A 19516-nucleotide genomic window follows, 5' to 3' on the forward strand; every position below is an offset into this window, starting at 1 on the left:
GATCCCGTCGACCGATGCCGGAGGCGCGGCCCGCGGATCGCCGGGCGCCTGTGTCCCTCCTAGCACCGGCTTCCCCGGTCCTCGCCGGGATTCTTCGCGCAGGCGCGGGCCACGCGCCGGGTGGCCGCCGCCCGCGAGCGCCCACCGTGCGCCGCGCCCGAGCCGGGGAGGCGCGGGCTGGGCGACCCGCGCCCGGCGGCATCCTCGACGCACTCCGATAGCGTGCATGGTTGATTGTACAATCAAGGTTGATCAACTTCATGCGATGCCCAACATGTCCTCGGTGGAGGTGATCGGAATGAGGGACATGGCGGCGCCGCTCGCGAGCGGCCTGGAGGGTGTTGTGGTGGCGGAGACGCGGCTCTCGGAGGTGGACGGGGAGCGGGGGAGGCTCACCCTCGCCGGCCACGACGTCGAGGCGCTCGCCGGCGACGGCGGGGTGACCTTCGAGGACGCGTGCGGGCTGCTCTGGGGCGGCGCGTTGCCGTCGGCGCCTGCGCGCGAGTCGCTCCGGAGAGCGATCGCCGAGGGGCGGACGCGGGCCTTCGCGCTGCTCGGGCGGCTCGGGGACGCGCTCGACGCGGGCGACGGCATGGACGCGCTCCGCGCCGCGGTCGCGCACCACCGGGGCGACGCCCCGCCCGCGGCGATCGCCGGGGCGGTCGCGACGTTCGCGGCGGCCTGGTCGCGGCGCTGCGCGGGCGAGGCGCCGGTCGCGCCCGATCCGGCGCTCCGGCTCTCGGCCGACTACCTGCGCATGGTGCGCGGCGCGGCGGCGAGCGAGGCCGAGGCGCGCGAGCTCGATACCTACCTCGTGACGGTCTCGGACCACGGCATGAACGCGTCCACCTTCGCCGCGCGCGTGGTCACCTCGACGGGGTCGGACGCGATCTCGGCGGTGGTCGCGGCGATCGGCGCGCTGAAGGGGCCGCTCCACGGCGGCGCGCCGGGGCCGGTGCTCGACATGCTCGACGCCATCGGGGCGGCGGGCGAGGGCGGCGCGCCGTCCCCGGGCAGCGCCGAGCGCTGGATCCAGGCGGAGCTCGCGGCGGGGCGGCGGATCATGGGCATGGGGCACCGGATCTACCGGGTGAGGGATCCGCGGGCGGCGGTGCTCGAGCGGGCGATCGAGCGGCTCGAGCGGACGGCCGGCGGGGCGCGAGGCGCCCGGCTCGCGCTGGCGCGCGCGGTCGAGCGGGCGGCGGAGGCGGCCCTCCGCGCGCGGCACCCGGATCGCCCGCTGCGCGCGAACGTCGAGTTCTACACGGCGGTGCTGCTCGACGCGCTCGGGCTGCCGCGCGCGCTCTTCTCGCCGACCTTCGCGGTGGGCAGGGTCGCCGGCTGGTGCGCCCACATCGACGAGCAGCGGCGCGCGGGGCGCCTCATCCGGCCGAGCTCCCGTTACATCGGGGACGCCCCCGATGCGGCCGCTGTCCCCGGAGCGGCCGCTCCGCCGCATTGACGCCGAAGCGGCAGATGCTCCGCCAGCGCGCCAACAGGAGCGCCGCGCCGGCCCTCGACGGTCCCCAGGTCGACAGGCCGCGAGCCGAACTTATTGAAGAACCCAGACGGGCATTCCCCTCATCCCCGTCGTCCTGTCACCCTGCCGATCACAGATCGCCGACGAGGGCATTCCGCCGTCCTGGAAGGGAGAAAGTGGAACACGACGGGCACAGGTAGGACTTTGTTCGTCCAGCAAAGTTGGCGGCTTCGCGAGGTCACTGTTACCATGTTCAGTATGTCGCCCGCCGCTCTTGCCGCTCCTCTCGCCCGGGACCTCCTGCGCCACACCCTCCCCGAGTTCGAAGCGCGCGCCAAGACGCTGCCGCTCAGTATACAGGAAATCAACGAAGCGCTCCCGGAAGGGGGCCTTCCGCGCGGGGGGGTCGTGGAGCTCGCCGCGCCGCGGGGGCTGGGGCGCTCCACCTCGCTCGCCCTCTCTGCGTGCGCGTCGGCGCAGGTGGAGGCGCGGCTGCGCGGGACGAGCGCGACGGCGGGCGCGTGGTGCGCGTGGATCGACCCGAGCGGCTCGCTCTTCGCGCCGGCGGTCGCGCGCGCGGGGGTCGACCTGAGCCGGCTGCTCGTGGCGCGGCCCCCCGTGGAGATGCTCGCCAAGGTCGCGGTCCGGATGGCGATGAGCCGGGCGTTCGCGGTGCTCGTGATCGACGTGGCCGGGGTCCCGGGGGCCTTCGGTCAGGGCGCGGGGAAAGGGGAGCGGGGCGCGCCCGCGGCGGGGCGCCGCGAGGAGGACCTCGCGCGATGGGTCAACGTGGTGCGCAAGCTCGCCCTGGCGACCGAGGGGAGCGACGGGACGATCCTGCTCCTCACCGATCGCCAGGCGGCGCGGCCGATGCCGCTGCCGGTCGCGATGCGGCTGGAGCTCGAGCAGGTCGCCGAGGGGCGGTTGATGGTCCGCGTCGCAAAGGATCGCCGCGGGCGCGTGACCTCGCCGACACCGGTGGTGCTCGGGGATCGATCGCGGGAGAAGGCGGAGCGGGCGGCGGGAAGCGAGGCGCGGCCCGCGCTGTCGCGGGCGTGAGGGAGGAGAGGCGATGGCGACGAGGCGCATTGTGGCGATCGTGCTCCCGCAGCTCGCGTGCGAGCTGGTGAAGCAGCGTGGACCGGTCTCACCGAGCGGGAAGGCGCCGCTCGCGGTGATCATCGGGGGCGAGGAGGAGCGCCGGGCGGCGCTCGGCGCGCGGTCCGAGCGCGAGCCGGCGGCGCCGGTAGCGGTGCTCGACGTCGTCGACGACGAGGCGAGGCGGTACGGGGTGAGGCCGGGGCAGAAGGTCGTCGAGGCGGCGGCGCTGGTCGCGCACCTCGCGATCCACCGGGTGACGTTCACCGAGATGGACGCGGCGCTCGGCCGGGTCGCCGAGGTGGCGCTCGGGCTCGGGGCGACGGCGGCGATCCAGCTCGGCGAGCAGGGCGCTGCGGCGCGCGCGGGGGCGTCGCGGGCGGGCCGCGCTGGTGAGCGCGCCGCGAGCGCGGCGCGGAGCCCCTGGGGCGACGGCCCGTACGACACGGTGTGGCTCGACATCACCGGGGCGTCGCACCTCGTCGGCGGCGAGGAGGCGCTGCTCGGCGATCTCGGCGAGCGCGTGGCGGCGCTCGGCCACCGGGCGCGGCTCGCGATCGCCGACGGGCCGCGGCTCGCGCAGGCGCTGGCGCGCTTCGGCGCGCACGCGGACGGCGGGGCAGGGGCGGAGGCGCCGATCGCGCCGCCGGGCAAGGGGGCGCAGGCGATCGGGCCCCTGCCGGTGCAGGCGCTCCCGGTCGAGCGCGAGGTGGCGAGCTTCCTCGTCCGGCTCGGCGTGCTCCGCGTCGAGGATCTCGCGCGCCTGCCGCGGGCGCAGGCGGCGGCGCGGCTGGGCCCGCGGACGGCCGAGGTGATGGAGCTCCTCGCCGGCCGCGATCCCGTGCCGCTCCTGCCGTACGAGGTGCCCCGGTTGATCGAGGAGGAGGTGCTCTTCGACGAGCCGGTCGAGAGCGCCGAGTCGCTCCTGTTCGTGCTGCGCGGCATGACGTCGCGGATCGCGTCGCGGCTCGCCGCGCGCGGCGAGGCGTGCGGTCGGCTCAACGTGGCGATCGCCTACGATCGCTCGATCGCGCGGCTCCGCCTCGGTGATCGCGAGGACGACGTCGCCGCGCTCCTGGAAGACGAGGCGCGCGGCCCTTCGCTGCGCTTCCACGTCGACATGCCGGTGCCCCTCTCGGACGCGGGCGACCTGCTCCGCCCGCTCAGGGCGAAGCTCGATCGGATCGAGCTCGCGGCGCCCGCGGTGGGGGTCCACCTCATCGCCTCCCGCATCGCGCGCGCCCGCCGGGTGCAGCTCGATCTGTCGCGCGATCGGTCGGTCGATCCGGACAGCCTGCCGGCGCTCCTGGCCGAGCTCTCGGCCGAGATCGGCGCGGAGCGGGTGGGCGTCCTGGAGATCGCCGACGCGCACCGCCCCGAGGCGCGCTCGCGGCTCGTGCCGGTCGCGGACGAGGCGGCCACGGCGCGCGCGTCCGCCGCGGCCCGCGCGCGCGCCGCGGCGGATCGGGCCGCGGCGGAGCAGGGGGCGGCCGCGGGCGAGCGCGTGGAGGGCGCCGACGCGCCGGCGCCGGAGCCCGCGCGGCTCCTCGCGCAGCCGATCCCGCTCGGCCGCGTGGGGCGCGGGGCGATCGTGGCGGTCGACCGGCACCTCTACGCGATCGAGCGGCTCTCCTTCGTGATGCGGATCGACGCGGTGGAGTGGTGGACGCCCACGCCGGCCTCGCGCGATTACGCGCGCGCCTGGCTGGTCTCGGGCTCTCCGTCCGGCAGGGCCGCCCCGGCGCGCCTCGGCGAGCTGCGTCCTCTCCGCGACGGCGCGAGCGCGAGCTCCTGCGGTGAGGCGTGGATCTACGTCGACCGCGCGACGGGCGAGGCCTTCCTGCAGGGGTGGTGCGAGTGAGCGCCGGCGCCTCGGTGCCGTTCGCGGAGCTGTGCGGCCGCTCCTGCTTCTCGTTCCTCGAGGGCGCCTCGCACCCCGAGGAGCTCGTGCACCGCGCCAAGGAGATCGGCCTCGAGGCGCTCGCGCTCTGCGATCGCGACGGGCTCTACGGCAGCGTCCGCGCGCACACGGCGGCGAAGAAGATCGAGCAGCGCGTGATCGTCGGGGCCGAGCTGACGATCGGCGCGCCGCGCTCGGCGGTCGAGCGCGTCGCGCCGCGCGCCGAGCGCGCGCCGGAGGTCCAGCCCTCGGTGGTCCTCCTGGTCGAGGACAACGAGGGTTACGCGAACCTCTGCCGGCTGCTCACGATCGCGCACGCCGATTGCGAGAAGGGTACGGCGAGCCTCTCGGCGGAGGCGATCGCGGCGGCGCCGCGGGGCCTCTCCGCGATCGTGCCGCTCGATCCGCTCGTGCCCGCGGCCGTCTCCGGCGCGCTCATCGGCGCGCTGCGCGACGCGTTCGGCGAGCGCGCGCTCGTCGCGACCTGGAAGCACCTCGACCGCCGCGACGGCGAGCGCATCGCGGCGGCCCTCGCGGCGGAGCGGCGCTACGGCCCCTGCGTGGTGCCGACCGCGCGCCCGCTCTACCATCACCCGTCGCGCAAGCCGCTCGCCGACGTGCTCACGTGCATCCGGACCAAGGCCACGCTCGATCAAGCCGGGACGCGGATCGCGCCGAACGCGGAGGCGTACGTGCGGTCCGGCGCGCAGATGGCGGCGCTGTTCCGCGATCATCCGGCCTGGGTCGCGCGCACGGTGGAGGTCGCGTCCCGCTGCCGCTTCTCGCTGGCCGAGCTCCGCTACAGCTTCCCGAGCGACGCCCTCTGCATGCCGGGGGAGACGTCGGATCAGGCGCTGCGCCGCCTCACCGAGGAGGGCTGCCGCGACCGCTACCCGGAGGGGACGCCGCCGCAGGTGCGCGCGCAGATCGAGAAGGAGCTCGCCCTGATCGCGAAGCTCGGCGTGGCCCCCTACTTCCTCAGCGTGCAGCAGGTCGTGAAGATCGCCCGCGCGCGGCAGATCCTCTGCCAGGGCCGCGGGAGCGCGGCGAACAGCGCGGTGTGCTTCGTGCTCGGCGTGACGGCGGTGGATCCGGCCCGGTCCAACCTGCTCTTCGAGCGCTTCCTGTCGGAGGAGCGCAACGAGCCGCCGGACATCGACGTCGATTTCGAGCACGAGCGCCGGGAGGAGGTGATCCAGGCGATCTACGAGATGTACGGCCGCGACCGGGCGGCGATGGTCTCGGAGGTGATCGCCTACCGCGGCAAGAGCGCGCTGCGCGAGGTGGGCAAGGCGTTCGGTTTCTCGGCGGATCAGGTCGACAGGCTGAGCGGCCTCGTGCTCCACCACGAGGCGGACATCACCGAGCAGCGGGTGAGCGAGGCGGGCCTCGATCCGGACGACGTGCGCGTCCGGCAAACCGTCCTGATGGCGAGCGCGCTGGAGGGCTTCCCGCGCCACCTCTCGATCCACGTCGGCGGCTTCGTGCTGTCGTCGGAGCCGCTGCACAAGGTGGCCCCGGTCGAGCCTGCGCGGATGGAGGGCCGCACGGTGATCCCGTGGGACAAGGACGACCTCGACGACCTCGGCTTCTTCAAGATCGACGTCCTGGCCCTCGGCATGCTGACGGCGATCCGCAAGGCGCTCGCGTTGATCCACGCGGATCGGTACGCCGAGCTCGCGGGCCCCTCGGCTCATGCGGCTCGTGACCCCGCGTCCGCGGGGCTCTCGGTCGGCGCGGCTCGTGACCCTGCATCCGCGGATCTCTCGGTCCGTGCAGGCCGGGGCGCCGCGTTCGATCCGATCGCGGCGCTCGCGCAGATCCCGCCGGAGGACCCGGCCGTCTACGAGGCGATCGGCCGGGCCGACACGGTGGGGGTGTTCCAGATAGAGAGCCGCGCCCAGATGGCGATGCTCCCGCGACTGAAGCCGAGCAAATTCTACGATCTGGTGATCGAGGTGGCGATCGTGCGTCCCGGGCCCATCCAGGGCGGGATGGTGCACCCCTACCTGCGCCGGCGGACGGGGCAGGAGCCGCCGGTGTCTCCGCACCCGTGCCTGGACCCTATCCTGGAGCGCACGCTCGGCGTGCCGCTCTTCCAGGAGCAGGTGATGCAGATCGCGATGGTCGGCGCGGGCTACACGCCGGGCGAGGCCGATCAGCTGCGCCGCGACATGGCGGCGTGGAAGAAGCACGGGCGCCTGGAGCGGCACCGCGGGCGGCTCATCCAGGGCTTCGCCGAGCGGGGGATCTCGGCGAGGTTCGGGGAGATGCTCTACCAGCAGATCCAGGGCTTCGGCGAGTACGGCTTCCCGGAGTCGCACGCGGCGAGCTTCGCGCTGCTCGTGTACGCGTCGGCCTGGCTCAAGGTGCACCACCCGGTGGCGTTCACCTGCGCGCTGCTCAACGCGCAGCCGATGGGGTTCTACAGCCCATCGGCGCTTGTGCAGGACGCGCAGCGGCACGGCGTCGACGTGCGGCCGGTGTGCGTGGTGCAGAGCGCGTGGGACGCGACCCTCGAGCCCGGCGCCGAGCCCTCGGCGGGGCCGGCGCTGCGGCTCGGCATGCGCCTCGTGAAGGGGCTCGGGGAGGCGGCTGGGGCCGCGATCGTGGCCGCGCGAGAGGAGGCGCCGTTCACGAGCCTCCCGGATCTCGTGACGCGCGCAGAGCTGAAGAAGAACGAGGTGGAAGCGCTCGCCGAAGCGGGCGCGCTCGCCGCGCTGGTGCCCGCCCGGAGAGAGGCGCTCTGGCGGGCGCGCGCGCCCCGCGTGGAGGGGTTGTTCGAGGGGGTGCCGATCGAGCGGGACAGGGACGTCGGGCTTCCGCCGCTCAGGCCGCTGGAGCAGCTCGCGCTGGATTACGGGCGCGTGGGCCTGTCGCTGCACGACCACCCGATGCGGCACCTGCGGCCGGCGCTCAAGCGGCGGCGCGGGGCCGGGCGCGTGCGGACCGCCGAGGAGATCAAGGCGGCGCGCAACGGGGAGAGCGTGCGGGTCGCCGGGATGGTGGTCGGCCGCCAGCGGCCGGCGACCGCGAGCGGCGTGACGTTCGTGACGCTCGAGGACGAGACCGGCGTGGTCAACGTCATCGTCCAGAAGCAGGTCTTCGCAGATCACCATCAGGTGGCGCGGCACGCCGCGCTCTTGCTCGTCGCCGGGCGGGTCGAGCGGCAGGGGGAGGTGATCCACGTGGTCGCGCGCGAGCTGGAGCGGCTGGAGCTGCCGAGCGGCGAGGAGGTCACGCTCCGATCGCGCGACTATCACTGAGGGCGCGAAGAAGGCGTGCCCCCCCGGAGGGCGCAGGACGAGCGGTCGGCGGCGCGTGAGGCGCCCAGCGCGCGTCAGGGCGCGGCGACGACCTCGTCGACAAGCGAGAGCAGCGTCGCCGCGTCGAACGGCTTCAGGAGCAGCCGGGCGTTGACCTGCTGCAGGAACGCCTTGCTGCGCTCCGTGAAGGCGCCGCCGGTCAGGAACACGACGCGGCGCTGCTGCTCGGGTGCGTGCTCGGCGAGCGATGCGTAGAAATCCATCCCCGTCATATCGGGCATCATGAGGTCGCACAGGATGGCGTCGTAGCGCTCCCCGGCGCGGATCCGGGTGAGCGCGTCGCGCGCGCTCGCGGTGGCGGTCGTCTCGTGCCGCGGCTCGAGCGTCCCCGCGATGGCGCGCGTGAGCATCGGCTCATCGTCGATGATGAGGACCCGCTGTCGCGGCGCCGCCTCCGGCGCGGCCGCGGCGGGCCTGCCGCTCTCGCGCCGCCCGCTCGGCGCACCGGAGCCGGCGGCCGCCGGGGCGCGCGCCTCGCTGGCCGTGGCGGCGGGGAGGATGACGCGGAACGTGCTCCCCTCGCCATGGCGGCTCTCCACCTCGATCCGACCCCTCAGCGCCGCGACGATGGCGTGGCAGATCGCGAGCCCGAGGCCGAGCCCTTCGCCCGCTCCCTTGCTCGTGTAGAACGGCTCGAAGATCCGCCCGAGCGATCCGGGCGCGATCCCGGCGCCGGTGTCGCGCACCTCGACGACGACCCACCCGGCGGCATCGCAGCGCGTCGAGAGCTCGATCACGTTCTGCTCGGCGAGCCCTTCGGGGATGGCCTGCGCGGCGTTCACGATGAGGTTCAGGAAGACCTGCGCGAGCCGCGGCTCGTTCGCCTCGACGGGCGGCACGTCCTGGAAGCTCCGGACGACGCGGGCGCGGTGCCGGATCTCGTTCATCGCCATGTGAACGCAGGAGTCGAGCACCCGCCGGGGGTCGACCGGCCCGCGGCGGTCCTCTTCGGCGCGCGAGAAGCTGTGGAGATCGCGCACGATGAGCCGCACCCGCTCTGCGCCCTCGCGGGCGTCCTCCAGGAGGCTCAGCACCTCGGAGAGCTCGCTCGATGTCCCGCGGCCGTCGGCGTGAGGGCGAGCCCACGGTCCGCTGCGCGGAGCGCTGCTCCGCCGCTCCATCGAGCCGATGCGCCGGAGGGTCGCGTCGACGTTCGCGATGACGAACGCGAGGGGGTTGTTGATCTCGTGGGCGACCCCGGCGGCGAGCGTGCCGACGCTCGCCATGCGGCCGGCGAGGACGAGGCGGGCCTGCGTCTGCGCGAGCGCGTGGCGCGCGGCGGCGTCGCGCGCGGCGCGCTCTCGGGCGACGGCGAGCCGCGCCCGAGCGCCCGCGCCCTCGTTGCCCACGAGCAGGAAATCGCTCGTGCCCGCCGCGAGGATCCCATCGAGATCCGCGTCGCGCTCGGTCATCGCGAGGAGGAACACCGCCTCGCCGCCGGGCTGCGCCCGCACGCGGCCGCAGAACGCCGCGGCGCCGGCCGGGTCGCTCCAGTCGACGGCGAGCGTCAGCGGCGGCTCGCCCAGGCACCGCTCCAGCGCGCGCTCGGGATCGGAGACGACGGCGACGTCCGGCACATGGCGTCGGATCAGCGCTTCGAATCGCTCGCTCGCCGCGGCGCGCCCGCGGAGAAGCAGGAAGGCGACCGACTCCGCGCAGCCCATCGACGTCCTCTCCGTGTCCTTCGTAAACCCTTTACCGCATCTCCATCCCGGCGTGCAGGCATGGTGATCCCTCCCCCGGCGCCTGCCGCGCACCTTGCCGCGTCGCTGGCTCCTTTCGCGCCGTTCGCCCGGCGATTGGCTGGCCCCTGTCGCGGCCCCTGCGGTCGGCTCGCCGGTCGCGCGACGCTAGCGAGGGCTCGCCGTCGCGTCGTCGTCCGGATCGCCATCGTCGGCGACCCTCGACGCGCCGTCCGTGAGCGGCGGGTACAGGCTCTCGACGAGCTCCCCGGAGAGCCGCTCCGCGAGGCGCGCGTCCATCCGCGCCATCGCCTCGCGGAGCCGATCGATCTCCGCCGAGAGCTCCGCCCTGAGCGGCCGGCGCTGCGTCTCCTCGATCGCGGCGAGCTCCGCCAGCGCTTCCGCGAGGCGGGCGCGCGCCGCCTCGTCCGCGCCGCCCGCGCCGGAGGCCCGGACCAGGTGCTCCGTTACGCGCACGCGCCCGCGGTAGCGCACCCGCGTCCGCTCGAGGAAATCCCGGTACGGCTTCACGGTCCCGCTGAGGGCCTGCACCGCCGCCGCGAGCGCGCGCGCCTCGCCCCGCAGCGCCTCGCGATCGGCGTCGTCGAGCGCCGGGTTGTGCTCGACGTGGGCCTCGAGCGTGGCCAGCACCTCGCGGGCCCAGCGGAGGTGCCGGAGCCCCGAGGCGCCGCGCGACAGGCGCCGCCCGGCCGCCCCGCCCGAGCCAGGCCCCGCGCTCACGCCACCGCCGCCGCCGGCGCCGCCTCGCGCTCCGGGCGCTTCGCCGTCTCGTTGATCCGCACGCTGACGAGCTTCGACACGCCGGGCTCCTGCATCGTCACGCCGTAGAGCACGTCGACCGACTGCATCGTGCGCTTGATGTGCGTGATGAGGATGAACTGCGAGTGGCTCGTCATGCTCCGGATGGCCTCGTTGTAGCGGGTCACGTTCGCCTCATCGAGCGGCGCGTCGACCTCGTCGAGGATGCAGAAGGGCGACGGCTTGAACTGGAAGATCGCGAAGATGAGCGACACGGCGGTGAGCGCCTTCTCGCCGCCGCTCATGAGCTCGATGTTCCCGAGCTTCTTCCCCGGCGGCTGCGCCAGGATCTCGATCCCCGTCTCCAGCATGTCGTCGGGGTTCGTCAGCCTGAGCTCCGCCTGGCCGCCGCGGAACATCTTGGGGAAGAGCGCCTTGAAGCGCGCGTTGATGCCGTCGTACGTCGTCTTGAAGAGCCGCTTCGACTCGCGGTTCATCTGGGCGATCGCCTTCTCGAGGTCGTCGATCGCCTTCTCGAGGTCGGCCTTCTGGGTCGAGTAGTACGTGTACCGCTCCTCGGCCTCGGCGTGCTCGCGCACGGCGTCCAGGTTGACGGGGCCCATGCGGTCGAGCAGCTCCGTCAGCTCCTGGATGCGCGAGCGGTGCGAGGCGTCGACCGGCGGCCGCTTGTGGTAGTCGCCGACGACGCGGGCGAGCTCCAGCCCGCGGAAGCGCTCGCGCACCCCCTCGATGAGGTGGTTGTGCTCGACGCGCAGCCGCTCCAGCGCGAGCTCGTGCTTGCGGAGCTGCTCCGACACCGCGGCGAGCTCCTGGCGCAGCCCGCGCAGGTCGGCCTCGCGCCCCGCGTGCGCCTGCCGCGCCTCGTCCAGCGCGCGCCGCGCCTCGGTCAGCGTGGTCTGCGCCGCGTGCGCGTCGGCGACGGCGCAGACCAGCGCCTCGCGCGCGATGACGATCGTCGCCGCGGCCTTCCCGGCGGAGACCGCGCTCTCCGTCCGCTCCTGGTCGAGCCGGGCGATCCGGCCCCGGAGCTCGGTGCACGACCGCGTGAGCCGCTCGACCGTGCCCCGCGCCGCCGCGGCGCGCTCGCGCACGCGCGCGAGCTTCACCTTCCGCTCGGTCACGACCGACTGCTGCCCGAGCACGCGCTCGCGCCACTCGGCCGCCACCTGCTCGGCGTGATCGAGGCCCGCCGCCGCCGCCTCGCGCGCCGCGCGCCCGGCCGCGAGCTTGTCGCGCGCCGCCTGCTGCTCGCTCCCGCCGGCGTCGAGGTTGTCCGCGAGGTCCTCGAGCTCGGATCGCACCACGCCCTCGCGCTTCTGCGCCGCGGCGAGCTGCTCCTCCGCGCGGCGGAGGTCCTTCTCGGCCGTCACGAGCGCGAGCTCTCCCTCGTGCGCCTCGCTCCGCGCCCGCTCCAGCGCCGTCCCCACCTCGGTGATCCGCAGGCGGAGCTTCTGCTGCGCGTCGAGCAGCGCCGTCACCTCCTCCGACTTGGTCGCGACGAACTCGTGCAGCGCGCGCATCTCCCGCTTCTGCTCGATCATCCCGGCCGCGACAGCGTCGCCCGAGCCGCCGCTCACCACGCCGTCCTCGCGGAGGACCGTGCCGTCGAGCGTCACGAGCGTGCACCCCGCGCCCTCGGCCGCGAGCCGCGCCGCCACCTCGGCGGACGCGACGACCACCGCGTCCCCCACGAGCGCGCGCGCCAGCGCCTCGTCCTCGGGTGCGAAGACGAGCCGGTCCACGAGCGGCCCGAGCACCCCCTCGCCGCGGGGTGGCCGCCGCGCGGCGCCGGCCACGAACGAAGGCCGCGCCGCGATCACGCTGGCCCGCCCGCGGTTGTTCTTCGACAGATCGGCGAGCAGCGCGATCCCGCGCTCGACGTCGCTCACGACCGCGCACTGCAGCCGGTCGCCGAGCAGCCCCGCGAAGGCCGCGGTCAGCTCGGCCGGCGCCTCGATCCGGTCGGCCACGAGCCCGAGCAGCGCCGGATCCTTTGTCTTGAGGAGGTTCTTCACCCCGGCGCCGACGCCCTCCAGCCGCGCGTGCAGCTCCTCGAGCGCGCGGAGGCGGTTGCGCCGCTGCCCGAGCTCGTTCTTCGCGTGCTCCACGGCGCGATCGCTCGCGACCGCCTGCTCCCGCAGCGCCTTCATCTCGACGTCGAGGCGCGATCGCTCCTCCGCCGAGATCCGCTTCCCGTCGGCGAGCTCGGCCACGTTCCGCGTCAGCGACGAGCGCCGCCGCTCGAGCTCCTCCGACTCGTACATCAGCCGGCCGATCTCGTCCTCGAGCTTCGCGCGCCGCTGGCTCATCTCCGTCATGCGCCGGTCGAACCCGGCGAGCGACGCCTCGGCGGCCGCGACCGCCGCGGTGGCCTCGGCGGCCCGCCGGCGCAGCGCGGCGACCTCGTGCTCGGCGGTGCGCTCGCCGTGCCGCAGCTCCTCGAGCCGCTCGTGCTGCTCGAGCGCGAGCTCGCTCTCGCGCGCCTCCTCTTCGTCGACGCCGGCGAGCTGCGCCTCGAGCTGCTCCTTCTCGGCCGTGAGCTCCGCGACCGTCTTCTCGAGCTCTCCCTGCTCCTTGGCCGCGGTGACGAGCCGCTCTTCCAAGTGCCGCATCCGGTCGCGCGCCCGCGCGATCTCGGCCTCGTGGGTGCGCACCTGGTTGTCGGCCGCGAACGCCTCGTTCTGCGCCCGCTCGGCCCGCTCCTCGCACGAGAGGGCCTCGAGCCGGGTGACCTCGATCTCGGCCTCGCGCGCGGCGAGCGCGGTCCGGGCCGCCTGCTCGCGCTCGGCGTGCTCGGCCCTGCCGATCGACTCGCGCTGCGTGAGCACCGTGATCTCGAGGAGCTTGTGCGACGCCTCGTGGAGCACGAGGTCCTCGAGCTCCTTGCGGTAGTTCACGTACCGCTCGGCCTTCGCGGCCTGGCGCTTCAGGGACGCGAGGTTCCGCTGGATCTCGGAGACGATGTCCCCCACGCGGAGCAGGTTCTGCCGCGTCTGGTCCATCTTCTGCTCGGCCTGCTTCTTCCTGGCCTTGTACTTCGTGATGCCGGCGGCCTCCTCGATGAGCATCCGCCGGTCCTCCGGGCGCGCCGAGACGATGAGCCCGATCTTGCCCTGCTCGATGATGGAGTAGGCCTTCGTCCCGACGCCGGTGCCGAGGAAGAGGTCCGTCACGTCCTTGAGCCGGACCTGGGTCTTGTTGATGAGGTACTCGCTCGTCCCGTCGCGGAAGAGCCGGCGCGTCACCGCGATCTCGGCGTAGTCCCGGTACTCCAGCGGGAGCTGCGACGCCCCCGTCGGCTCGCTGTTGTCGAAGGTGAGCGTCACCTCGGCCATCCCGTGCTGCGCGCGGGTCTCGGAGCCGTTGAAGATGACGTCCGACATCGACTTACCGCGCAGGTGCTTCGCGCTCTGCTCGCCGATGGCCCACCGGATCGCGTCGACGATGTTGGACTTGCCACAGCCGTTCGGACCGACGATGCCCACCACGTCCGTGTCGAAATGGACCACCGTCCGGTCGACGAACGATTTGAACCCGCTGATCTCGAGCTTCCGAATGCGCATGACATCCCCGGACCGGCCAGGCGAGCTTAACGTATCGTCACAGCACGCCACGTACCGTCACATCTGGCTTTCCCCAGGGTCTACGTGGGCTGGTGCCGCGCGGCAAGACCGGATCCCGCCTCCTCACGCGCACATGGAGGACCAGGTCTTGCCCAGCTCAGGGCGTGGCGGCGGCGCGTGTGCGTATCGATGTGTGTCGGAAACGCAACGACCGCTCTTGGCAGCCGCCTTGACAGGTGGCTAACATGGCCATATCCCTCGCATTGTTCTGAGGAGTAGAAACGCCATGCCCACTTACGAGTACGCCTGCACATCTTGCGCGCATGAATGGGAGGCCGAGCAGTCCATCAAAGAGGCGGCGCTTTCCGATTGCCCGTCGTGCCACAACGCGACGGCCCGGCGGCAGATTTCGCGCGGCACGGGCTTCATTCTCAAGGGCAGCGGCTGGTACTCCGACCTCTATGCCTCGGGCTCGAACAAGCCGCCCGCGAAGTCGGAGAGCGACACGGGCAGCTCCTCAGGATCTGCAGGATCTGCGGGGACGGGCTCCGACGCCGGCTCGGGCAGCTCCTCGACGACGAGCGACAGCACCAAGAGCGACACCGGCGCCTCGTCCGGTTCCGCTTCCGGTTCCGCCTCCGCGGCGGCCTGACGCCACCCCGGCGAGCCGCGACGAGGTGTGACCCGCCGCGCGCGGCGTGGCGCCGTGGCGTTGCGCCCGGAGCGCTGCGTGTCCACGTGCGCCGGGGGCGGTGCTAGGGTGGCCGGGATGGATGAGAGAAAGCGACTTGAGGAGCTCCGCCGGCAGCTCACAGAGCTGGATCAAGAAATCCTGCGAAGCGTCGAGCGCCGGGCGCGCATCGCGCACGAGCTTGCCAAGCTGAGGACGGGCACGGCCCGGTTCGCCCCCACGGCCGACGCCGCCCACATCCAGGCGCTCGAGCGCGCCGTGACGCCGCCGTTCCCGCAGCGCGCGGTGCGGCGGATCTTCGTCGCCATCGACGCGGCCTCGCGCGCCTTCGAGGTCGCGCCCCGGGTCGCGTACCTGGGCGCCGAGGGCGACTACGGCTGGACCGCGGCGCACGATCACTTCGGGGTCGGCGGCGAGTTCGTCCGCGCGGACAGCCCCATCGCCTCCATCGAGGAGGTCGCGCGCTCGCGCGCGGACTTCGCCGTGGTCCCGTACGAGTCGTTCAAGGAGGGGCCGATCTTCCCGACCATCCAGGCGATCGGCGGCGCCGACCTCAAGGTGGTCGGCGAGCGCCAGCTGGTGCAGGCGCTCGACCTCGTGAACCGGACCGGCAACCTCGCCGACGTCGAGCGGGTGTACGCCTCGCCGCAGGACCACGTGGCCTGCGTGAACTACCTCGAGCTCCAGCACCCGCGCGCGCTGGTGCTCGACGTCCGGTGCCCGGAGGCCGCCTGGGATCTCGCGGCCGAGGACGCGGGCAGCGCCGCCATCGTCCCCCGCGGCTTCTCCGGCGCGCAGGAGCTCCGGGTCGCCCGCGAGAACGTCGGCGACGAGGGGGAGCTCCGGATCCGCTACGCGGTGCTGTCGCGGCTCCCCGCGCCGCGCTCGGGCCACGACGCCACGGCGATCCTCTTCAGCGTCCACGACCGCCCCGGCGGGCTCCACGACATCCTCCAGCACTTCAAGGAGCGGAGCTGCAACCTCCGCCGGGTCCACTCCCGCCCCGTCCCCGGCGAGGGCTGGGACTACGTCTTCTACGTCGAGGTCAGCGGCCACACGACCGATCGCGCGCTCGTCGCGGCGCTCGAGGGCGTGAAGCGCGAGACCAAGATGCTGAAGATCATCGGCTCCTTCCCGCTGGAGCGCCCCGACCCGCCGCACGAGCGACCTTGATGACGAACACGATGGTGCGGATGCTGCTGCATTCCCGGGGCGCCGCCGCCCTGCGCCGCGCGGCGGTCGCGCTCGCGATCGCCGCGACCGCCGTCCCGGCGCTCGCCGGATGCGGGGGCGCGGACGACAGCCTCGCGCTGGTCGGCGGAGAGAAGATCGACGCGACGGCGATCGATCGGGATCCCCTGGCCGTCCTGCCGAGCGGCGTGGTGATGCTCGGCTACCTCGACGCGGCGGCGATGTTCACCTCCGGCCTGGGGGGCGAGGTCAACCAGCTCATCACCAACCTGCTCCCGCTGGGCCCGGAGTCGAACTTCGTCCCGGCGCGCGACGTCGTGAAGATCTACGGCGGCCTCTACGCGATGCAGGGCGCGGACTTCTGCGCCGTCATGCAGGGGAACTTTGACGTCGACGCGATCCGCCGCTCCGCCGACGCCAGGACGGTCACCGTCATCGGCGCGCCGCTCGTGAAGACGCGCTACGCGGACAACGATCTCTTCACGGCCGGCAACGTCGGGTTCGTCGTGCTCACGCCGCACACGATCCTCACCGGCAACGAGACCGGGCTGCGGCGAGCCCTCGACCGGCTCCGCTTCAGCAAGCTGCAGCGCTCCGTGCCCTCGTGGATGGTCGAGCTGCTCGGTACGAAGAGCGCGTCGTTCGCCGTGGCCGGCGACCTCTCGAGCCAGCCCGCGGTCGCGTCGGCGGCGGGCCAGCTCCCGTTCCTCGCGGGCCTCCAGTACGTGCGCGTCATCGGCAACTTCCAGCCGCCCGGGGTCAACTTCGCCGGCGCCCTCACGTACACGGACCCGCAGAGCGCGGCGAACGGCGCCGTTGCGCTCCGCAACCTCGAGCAGATCGCCAGGATCGCGAGCCTGCTCTCGTCGTGGGGCTTCGGCTACGGCTCGGTCCCCCCGATGCAGGTCGCGCAGCGCGAGAGCGACGTCGGGTTCACGCTGCCTCTCGGCGAGGGGATCGTGCGCATGCTCCTCCGCACGGCCGCCGAGACGGCGAGGACCGCGGCGCTCGTGCGCTGATTCACGATTGATTCACGCCTGATTCACGCCTGATTCACGCCTTGCGGAGCGGCGCGCGCGACGGCGGCGCGGCGTGCGCGGGGTCGTCCGGCCACGCGTGCTTCGGGTAGCGGCGGCGGAGCTCCTTGGCGATGGCCGGGTAATGGCGCGCCCAGAACCCCGAGAGGTCGGTCGTGACCTGCACGGGGCGCTGGTTCGGCGCGCAGAGGTGCAGCACCACGGGCACCCGTCCGCCGGCGACGCGCGGCCCCTCCGCCATGCCGAAGAAGTCCTGTAGCCGCGACGCGAGCGACGGCGGCGCGCCCGCCACGTACTCGAGGCGCCCCCGCCGGCCGCCGGGCAGGACGATCGACTCGGGGGCGAGCTCGGCGAGCGCCCGCGCCTTCGCGGGGCTCAGCGAGGCGTGCACGGCGCCCGCGAGGTCCGCGTCGCGGAGCTCTGCGAAGCTCCTGCGCCCTTCGCAGAGCGCCTCGAGCGCGGCGAGCACCGCCTCGTCGCCCACGTCGGGCAGCCCGGCGTCCGGGCAGTGCGCGCGCACGAACGCGACCCGCAGGAGCCAGCCCGCGAGCGCGTCGCCCTTCACGAACGCCCGCCACCCCTTCGCCCTCGCCTGCGCGGCGAGCTCTCGCGCGGCCGCCTCCGAGAGCGGGCCGCCCGCGCCCGCGGCCGGCCGCGCCTCGTCGAGCACGAGCCCGTCGTACGAGAGCCGGCGCACGACCTCGACGCGCTCCGCGGCCGCGTTCCACGTCGCCTCCGTCGAGTCCCGGATCGCGTCGGTGAAGAGGTCGAGCAGCCAGTCGGCCTCGATCGCGCTCGCCGCCCGGACGACCGTGCGCGCCGCGCGTCCCTCGCTGCGCTCCTCGATGTCGACCGCGACGACGAGGTCGACATCGTCGATCACGCTCGCCTCGGAGAGCGCGGCCGTCCCGCCGGCGGCGAGCACGACCTCGCGCCCGCTCCGCCCCGAAGCGTTGGCCGGGCGGCGGAGGCGCCCCACCCGGTCGGGGTAGCCGGAGAGGATCGCGATGCGCTGCGCGATCTCGCGCGCCTCCAGCGTCTCCGGCGGCGCCGCGCTCCGGTGGTCGGCGAGCCGCGAGAGCTGCTTGCGCGTCCGCTCGACCGCCAGCGTGCGCGCCGGATCGACGCCCAGCCACCGCAGGCGGTCGGCGGCGAACCGCGCGCGGTCCGCCTCCTCGAAGGTCTGGAGCGCGGCGAGCAGATCGGAGCTGTGCCGCGCGTCGCTCCTCCGCGCGCGGCCCTCGCGTGGGCCCGCGGGCGCGCCGAGGTCGCGCTCCGCGACGAGCGCCGCGAGGGTGCACCCGTCGTCGGCGACGCCGCGCCGCTCGGCCTCGACGATCATCCGCGCCTGCCGCGGGTGCGCCGGGAAGCGCAGCATTCGCCGGCCGGTCGGGGTCATGCGCCGCCCCTCGTCGAGCGCGCCGAGCCGCACCAGCAGCGCCTCGGCCGCGGCGAGCCCGGCAGCAGGCGGCGCCTCCAGCCACCCGAACCCCTCGAGATCCGTGACGCCCGCGGCGCAGAGATCGAGCACCGTCTCCGCGAGATCGAGCCGGCGGATCTCGGGCGCCTCGTGCTCCGGCCGCGCGGCGAGATCTCCGCGCGTGTAGAGCCGGAGGCAGCGGCCGGGCCGCGTCCGTCCGGCGCGCCCCGCTCGTTGCGCCGCGGAGGCGCGGGCGATGGGCGCGACGCGGAGCGTCGGCAGCCCCGACCAGGGCGCGTACGCGGCCACGCGCGCGAGGCCGCTGTCGACGACCGCCACGACGCCATCGATGGTCACGGAGGTCTCGGCCACGTTGGTCGAGAGGATGATCTTGCGCCGGTCCGCGGGGCGCACCGCGCGGTCCTGCTCCGCCGGCGACAGCGAGCCGTGCAGCGGCAGGAGCAGCAGATCCTCGCTCTTCGCGAGGGGCGCGCACGCCTCCATCGATCGGCGGATCTCCGCGGAGCCTGGCAGGAACACCAGCACGTCGCCGTCGAGCCCCTCCTCGATGAGCTGACGCACCGACGAGGCGACCAGGCTCTCGAGCGTCCTGTCGCCCCAGTGCGCCGGAGCGCGGCGGTCGCCCGCGGCGTGGGTCGACGTGCTCGCGCGGGCGGCCGGCAGGTGCTCGATCGCGACGTCGAACATCCGCCCCTCGGCGCGCAGGGTCGCGCAGCGCGGGGCCTCGATCGCCGGTGCGCCGTGGGCGTCGACGGCCCCGGCCGCCGGGGCCTCGGGCGCGCCGAGGAACGCCGCGATCGGCCCGGCGTCGAGCGTCGCGGACATCACGATGAGGCGGAGATCGGGCCGCGCGCCGCGCTGCAGCCGCCGGAGCAGCGCCAGCGCGACGTCGCCCGCGAGGTGCCGCTCGTGGAACTCGTCGAGCACCACGGCGCTGACGCCCCGGAGCTCGCGATCGACCAGGAGCCGCCGCGTCAGCACGCCCTCGGTCACGAAGCGGATCCGCGTCGCCGGGCCGGCGGCCTCTTCGAAGCGCATCGTGTAGCCCACGGTCTCGCCCGCGCGCTCGCCGAGCTCTTCGGCCACGCGCCGCGCCGAGAGGCGCGCGGCCAGCCGCCGCGGTTCGAGCACCAGGATCTCGCCGCGCTCCGCGAAGCCGGCGTCGAGCAGCGCGCGCGGCACGCGCGTCGTCTTGCCTGCGCCGGGCGGCGCCTCGAGCACCACGCTCGGGCGCGCGCGCAGGGTGGAGCAGAGATCGGGGAGGATCGGATCGATCGGCAGCGGTTGCATGGCTCCGGCGCTTCCCCCGCGAACGGCGCGGGGCCCC

The 19516-nt window shown here is 74.3% G+C and carries 11 protein-coding genes; 7 read left to right on the plus strand and 4 right to left on the minus strand.

All coding sequences use genetic code 11. The features are described from left to right. The first annotated feature begins 265 nt into the window (after nucleotides 1-265). From WMF28_RS08420 to WMF28_RS08435, 4 genes are all read left to right on the plus strand, one after another. On the plus strand, nucleotides 266-1462 hold the full coding sequence (locus WMF28_RS08420; RefSeq protein ID WP_437601588.1) for a citrate synthase: 1197 nt from the start codon (nucleotides 266-268) through the stop codon (nucleotides 1460-1462). Nucleotides 1463-1738: 276 nt separating this feature from the next. Further along, the gene (locus WMF28_RS08425; RefSeq protein ID WP_437604229.1) at nucleotides 1739-2539 is read left to right on the plus strand and encodes a recombinase A; all 801 of its coding nucleotides are present in this window, start codon (nucleotides 1739-1741) and stop codon (nucleotides 2537-2539) included. Nucleotides 2540-2552: 13 nt separating this feature from the next. After that, nucleotides 2553-4439, plus strand: a complete 1887-nt coding sequence (locus WMF28_RS08430; protein ID WP_437601589.1) for a DinB/UmuC family translesion DNA polymerase — start codon at nucleotides 2553-2555, stop codon at nucleotides 4437-4439. Next, nucleotides 4436-7744 (plus strand): error-prone DNA polymerase, encoded by a 3309-nt coding sequence (locus WMF28_RS08435; RefSeq protein ID WP_437601590.1) that lies wholly within the window; start codon nucleotides 4436-4438, stop codon nucleotides 7742-7744. The genes WMF28_RS08430 and WMF28_RS08435 overlap by 4 nt, the downstream gene beginning before the upstream one ends. A gap of 74 nt (nucleotides 7745-7818) precedes the next feature. On the opposite strand, the gene WMF28_RS08440 is transcribed toward WMF28_RS08435, so the two are convergent. From WMF28_RS08440 to smc, 3 genes are all read right to left on the minus strand, one after another. Beyond that, complete coding sequence (locus tag WMF28_RS08440) at nucleotides 7819-9468, minus strand: hybrid sensor histidine kinase/response regulator (RefSeq protein ID WP_437601591.1); 1650 nt, start codon at nucleotides 9466-9468, stop codon at nucleotides 7819-7821. A gap of 186 nt (nucleotides 9469-9654) precedes the next feature. Further along, nucleotides 9655-10227, minus strand: a complete 573-nt coding sequence (locus WMF28_RS08445) for a hypothetical protein (protein WP_437601592.1) — start codon at nucleotides 10225-10227, stop codon at nucleotides 9655-9657. Further along, nucleotides 10224-13829 (minus strand): chromosome segregation protein SMC, encoded by a 3606-nt coding sequence (gene smc, locus WMF28_RS08450; protein ID WP_437601593.1) that lies wholly within the window; start codon nucleotides 13827-13829, stop codon nucleotides 10224-10226. Before smc ends, WMF28_RS08445 begins: the two co-directional genes overlap by 4 nt. Nucleotides 13830-14115: 286 nt before the next feature. Between smc and WMF28_RS08455 the strand changes: the two genes are divergently transcribed. From WMF28_RS08455 to WMF28_RS08465, 3 genes are all read left to right on the plus strand, one after another. Then, nucleotides 14116-14481, plus strand: a complete 366-nt coding sequence (locus tag WMF28_RS08455) for an FmdB family zinc ribbon protein (RefSeq protein WP_437601594.1) — start codon at nucleotides 14116-14118, stop codon at nucleotides 14479-14481. A 117-nt stretch (nucleotides 14482-14598) separates the two neighbouring features. After that, nucleotides 14599-15693, plus strand: coding sequence for a bifunctional chorismate mutase/prephenate dehydratase (locus WMF28_RS08460; protein WP_437601595.1), 1095 nt, complete (start codon nucleotides 14599-14601; stop codon nucleotides 15691-15693). Further along, nucleotides 15693-16730 (plus strand): hypothetical protein, encoded by a 1038-nt coding sequence (locus tag WMF28_RS08465; protein ID WP_437601596.1) that lies wholly within the window; start codon nucleotides 15693-15695, stop codon nucleotides 16728-16730. Before WMF28_RS08460 ends, WMF28_RS08465 begins: the two co-directional genes overlap by 1 nt. Before the next feature lie 34 nt (nucleotides 16731-16764). Here the strand turns inward: WMF28_RS08465 and hrpB are convergent, their stop codons facing one another. After that, entirely contained in the window at nucleotides 16765-19479 is a 2715-nt protein-coding gene (gene hrpB / locus WMF28_RS08470; RefSeq protein WP_437601597.1) for an ATP-dependent helicase HrpB, read from the minus strand. Nucleotides 19480-19516 lie beyond the last annotated feature (37 nt).

Origin of the sequence: Sorangium sp. So ce590 (assembly GCF_051521365.1) — a bacterium.
Taxonomy (GTDB): Bacteria; Myxococcota_A; Polyangia; order Polyangiales; family Polyangiaceae; genus Sorangium.

What these genes read in the sequence shown, in the direction of transcription:
- hrpB (WP_437601597.1), bottom strand. Translation starts at nt 19,479, where the DNA reads ATGCAACCGCTGCCGATCGATCCGATCCTCCCCGATCTCTGCTCCACC.
- WMF28_RS08440 (WP_437601591.1), bottom strand. Translation starts at nt 9,468, where the DNA reads ATGGGCTGCGCGGAGTCGGTCGCCTTCCTGCTTCTCCGCGGGCGCGCC.
- WMF28_RS08455 (WP_437601594.1), top strand. Translation starts at nt 14,116, where the DNA reads ATGCCCACTTACGAGTACGCCTGCACATCTTGCGCGCATGAATGGGAG.
- WMF28_RS08465 (WP_437601596.1), top strand. Translation starts at nt 15,693, where the DNA reads ATGACGAACACGATGGTGCGGATGCTGCTGCATTCCCGGGGCGCCGCC.
- WMF28_RS08425 (WP_437604229.1), top strand. Translation starts at nt 1,739, where the DNA reads ATGTCGCCCGCCGCTCTTGCCGCTCCTCTCGCCCGGGACCTCCTGCGC.
- WMF28_RS08420 (WP_437601588.1), top strand. Translation starts at nt 266, where the DNA reads ATGCCCAACATGTCCTCGGTGGAGGTGATCGGAATGAGGGACATGGCG.
- WMF28_RS08430 (WP_437601589.1), top strand. Translation starts at nt 2,553, where the DNA reads ATGGCGACGAGGCGCATTGTGGCGATCGTGCTCCCGCAGCTCGCGTGC.
- WMF28_RS08460 (WP_437601595.1), top strand. Translation starts at nt 14,599, where the DNA reads ATGGATGAGAGAAAGCGACTTGAGGAGCTCCGCCGGCAGCTCACAGAG.
- smc (WP_437601593.1), bottom strand. Translation starts at nt 13,829, where the DNA reads ATGCGCATTCGGAAGCTCGAGATCAGCGGGTTCAAATCGTTCGTCGAC.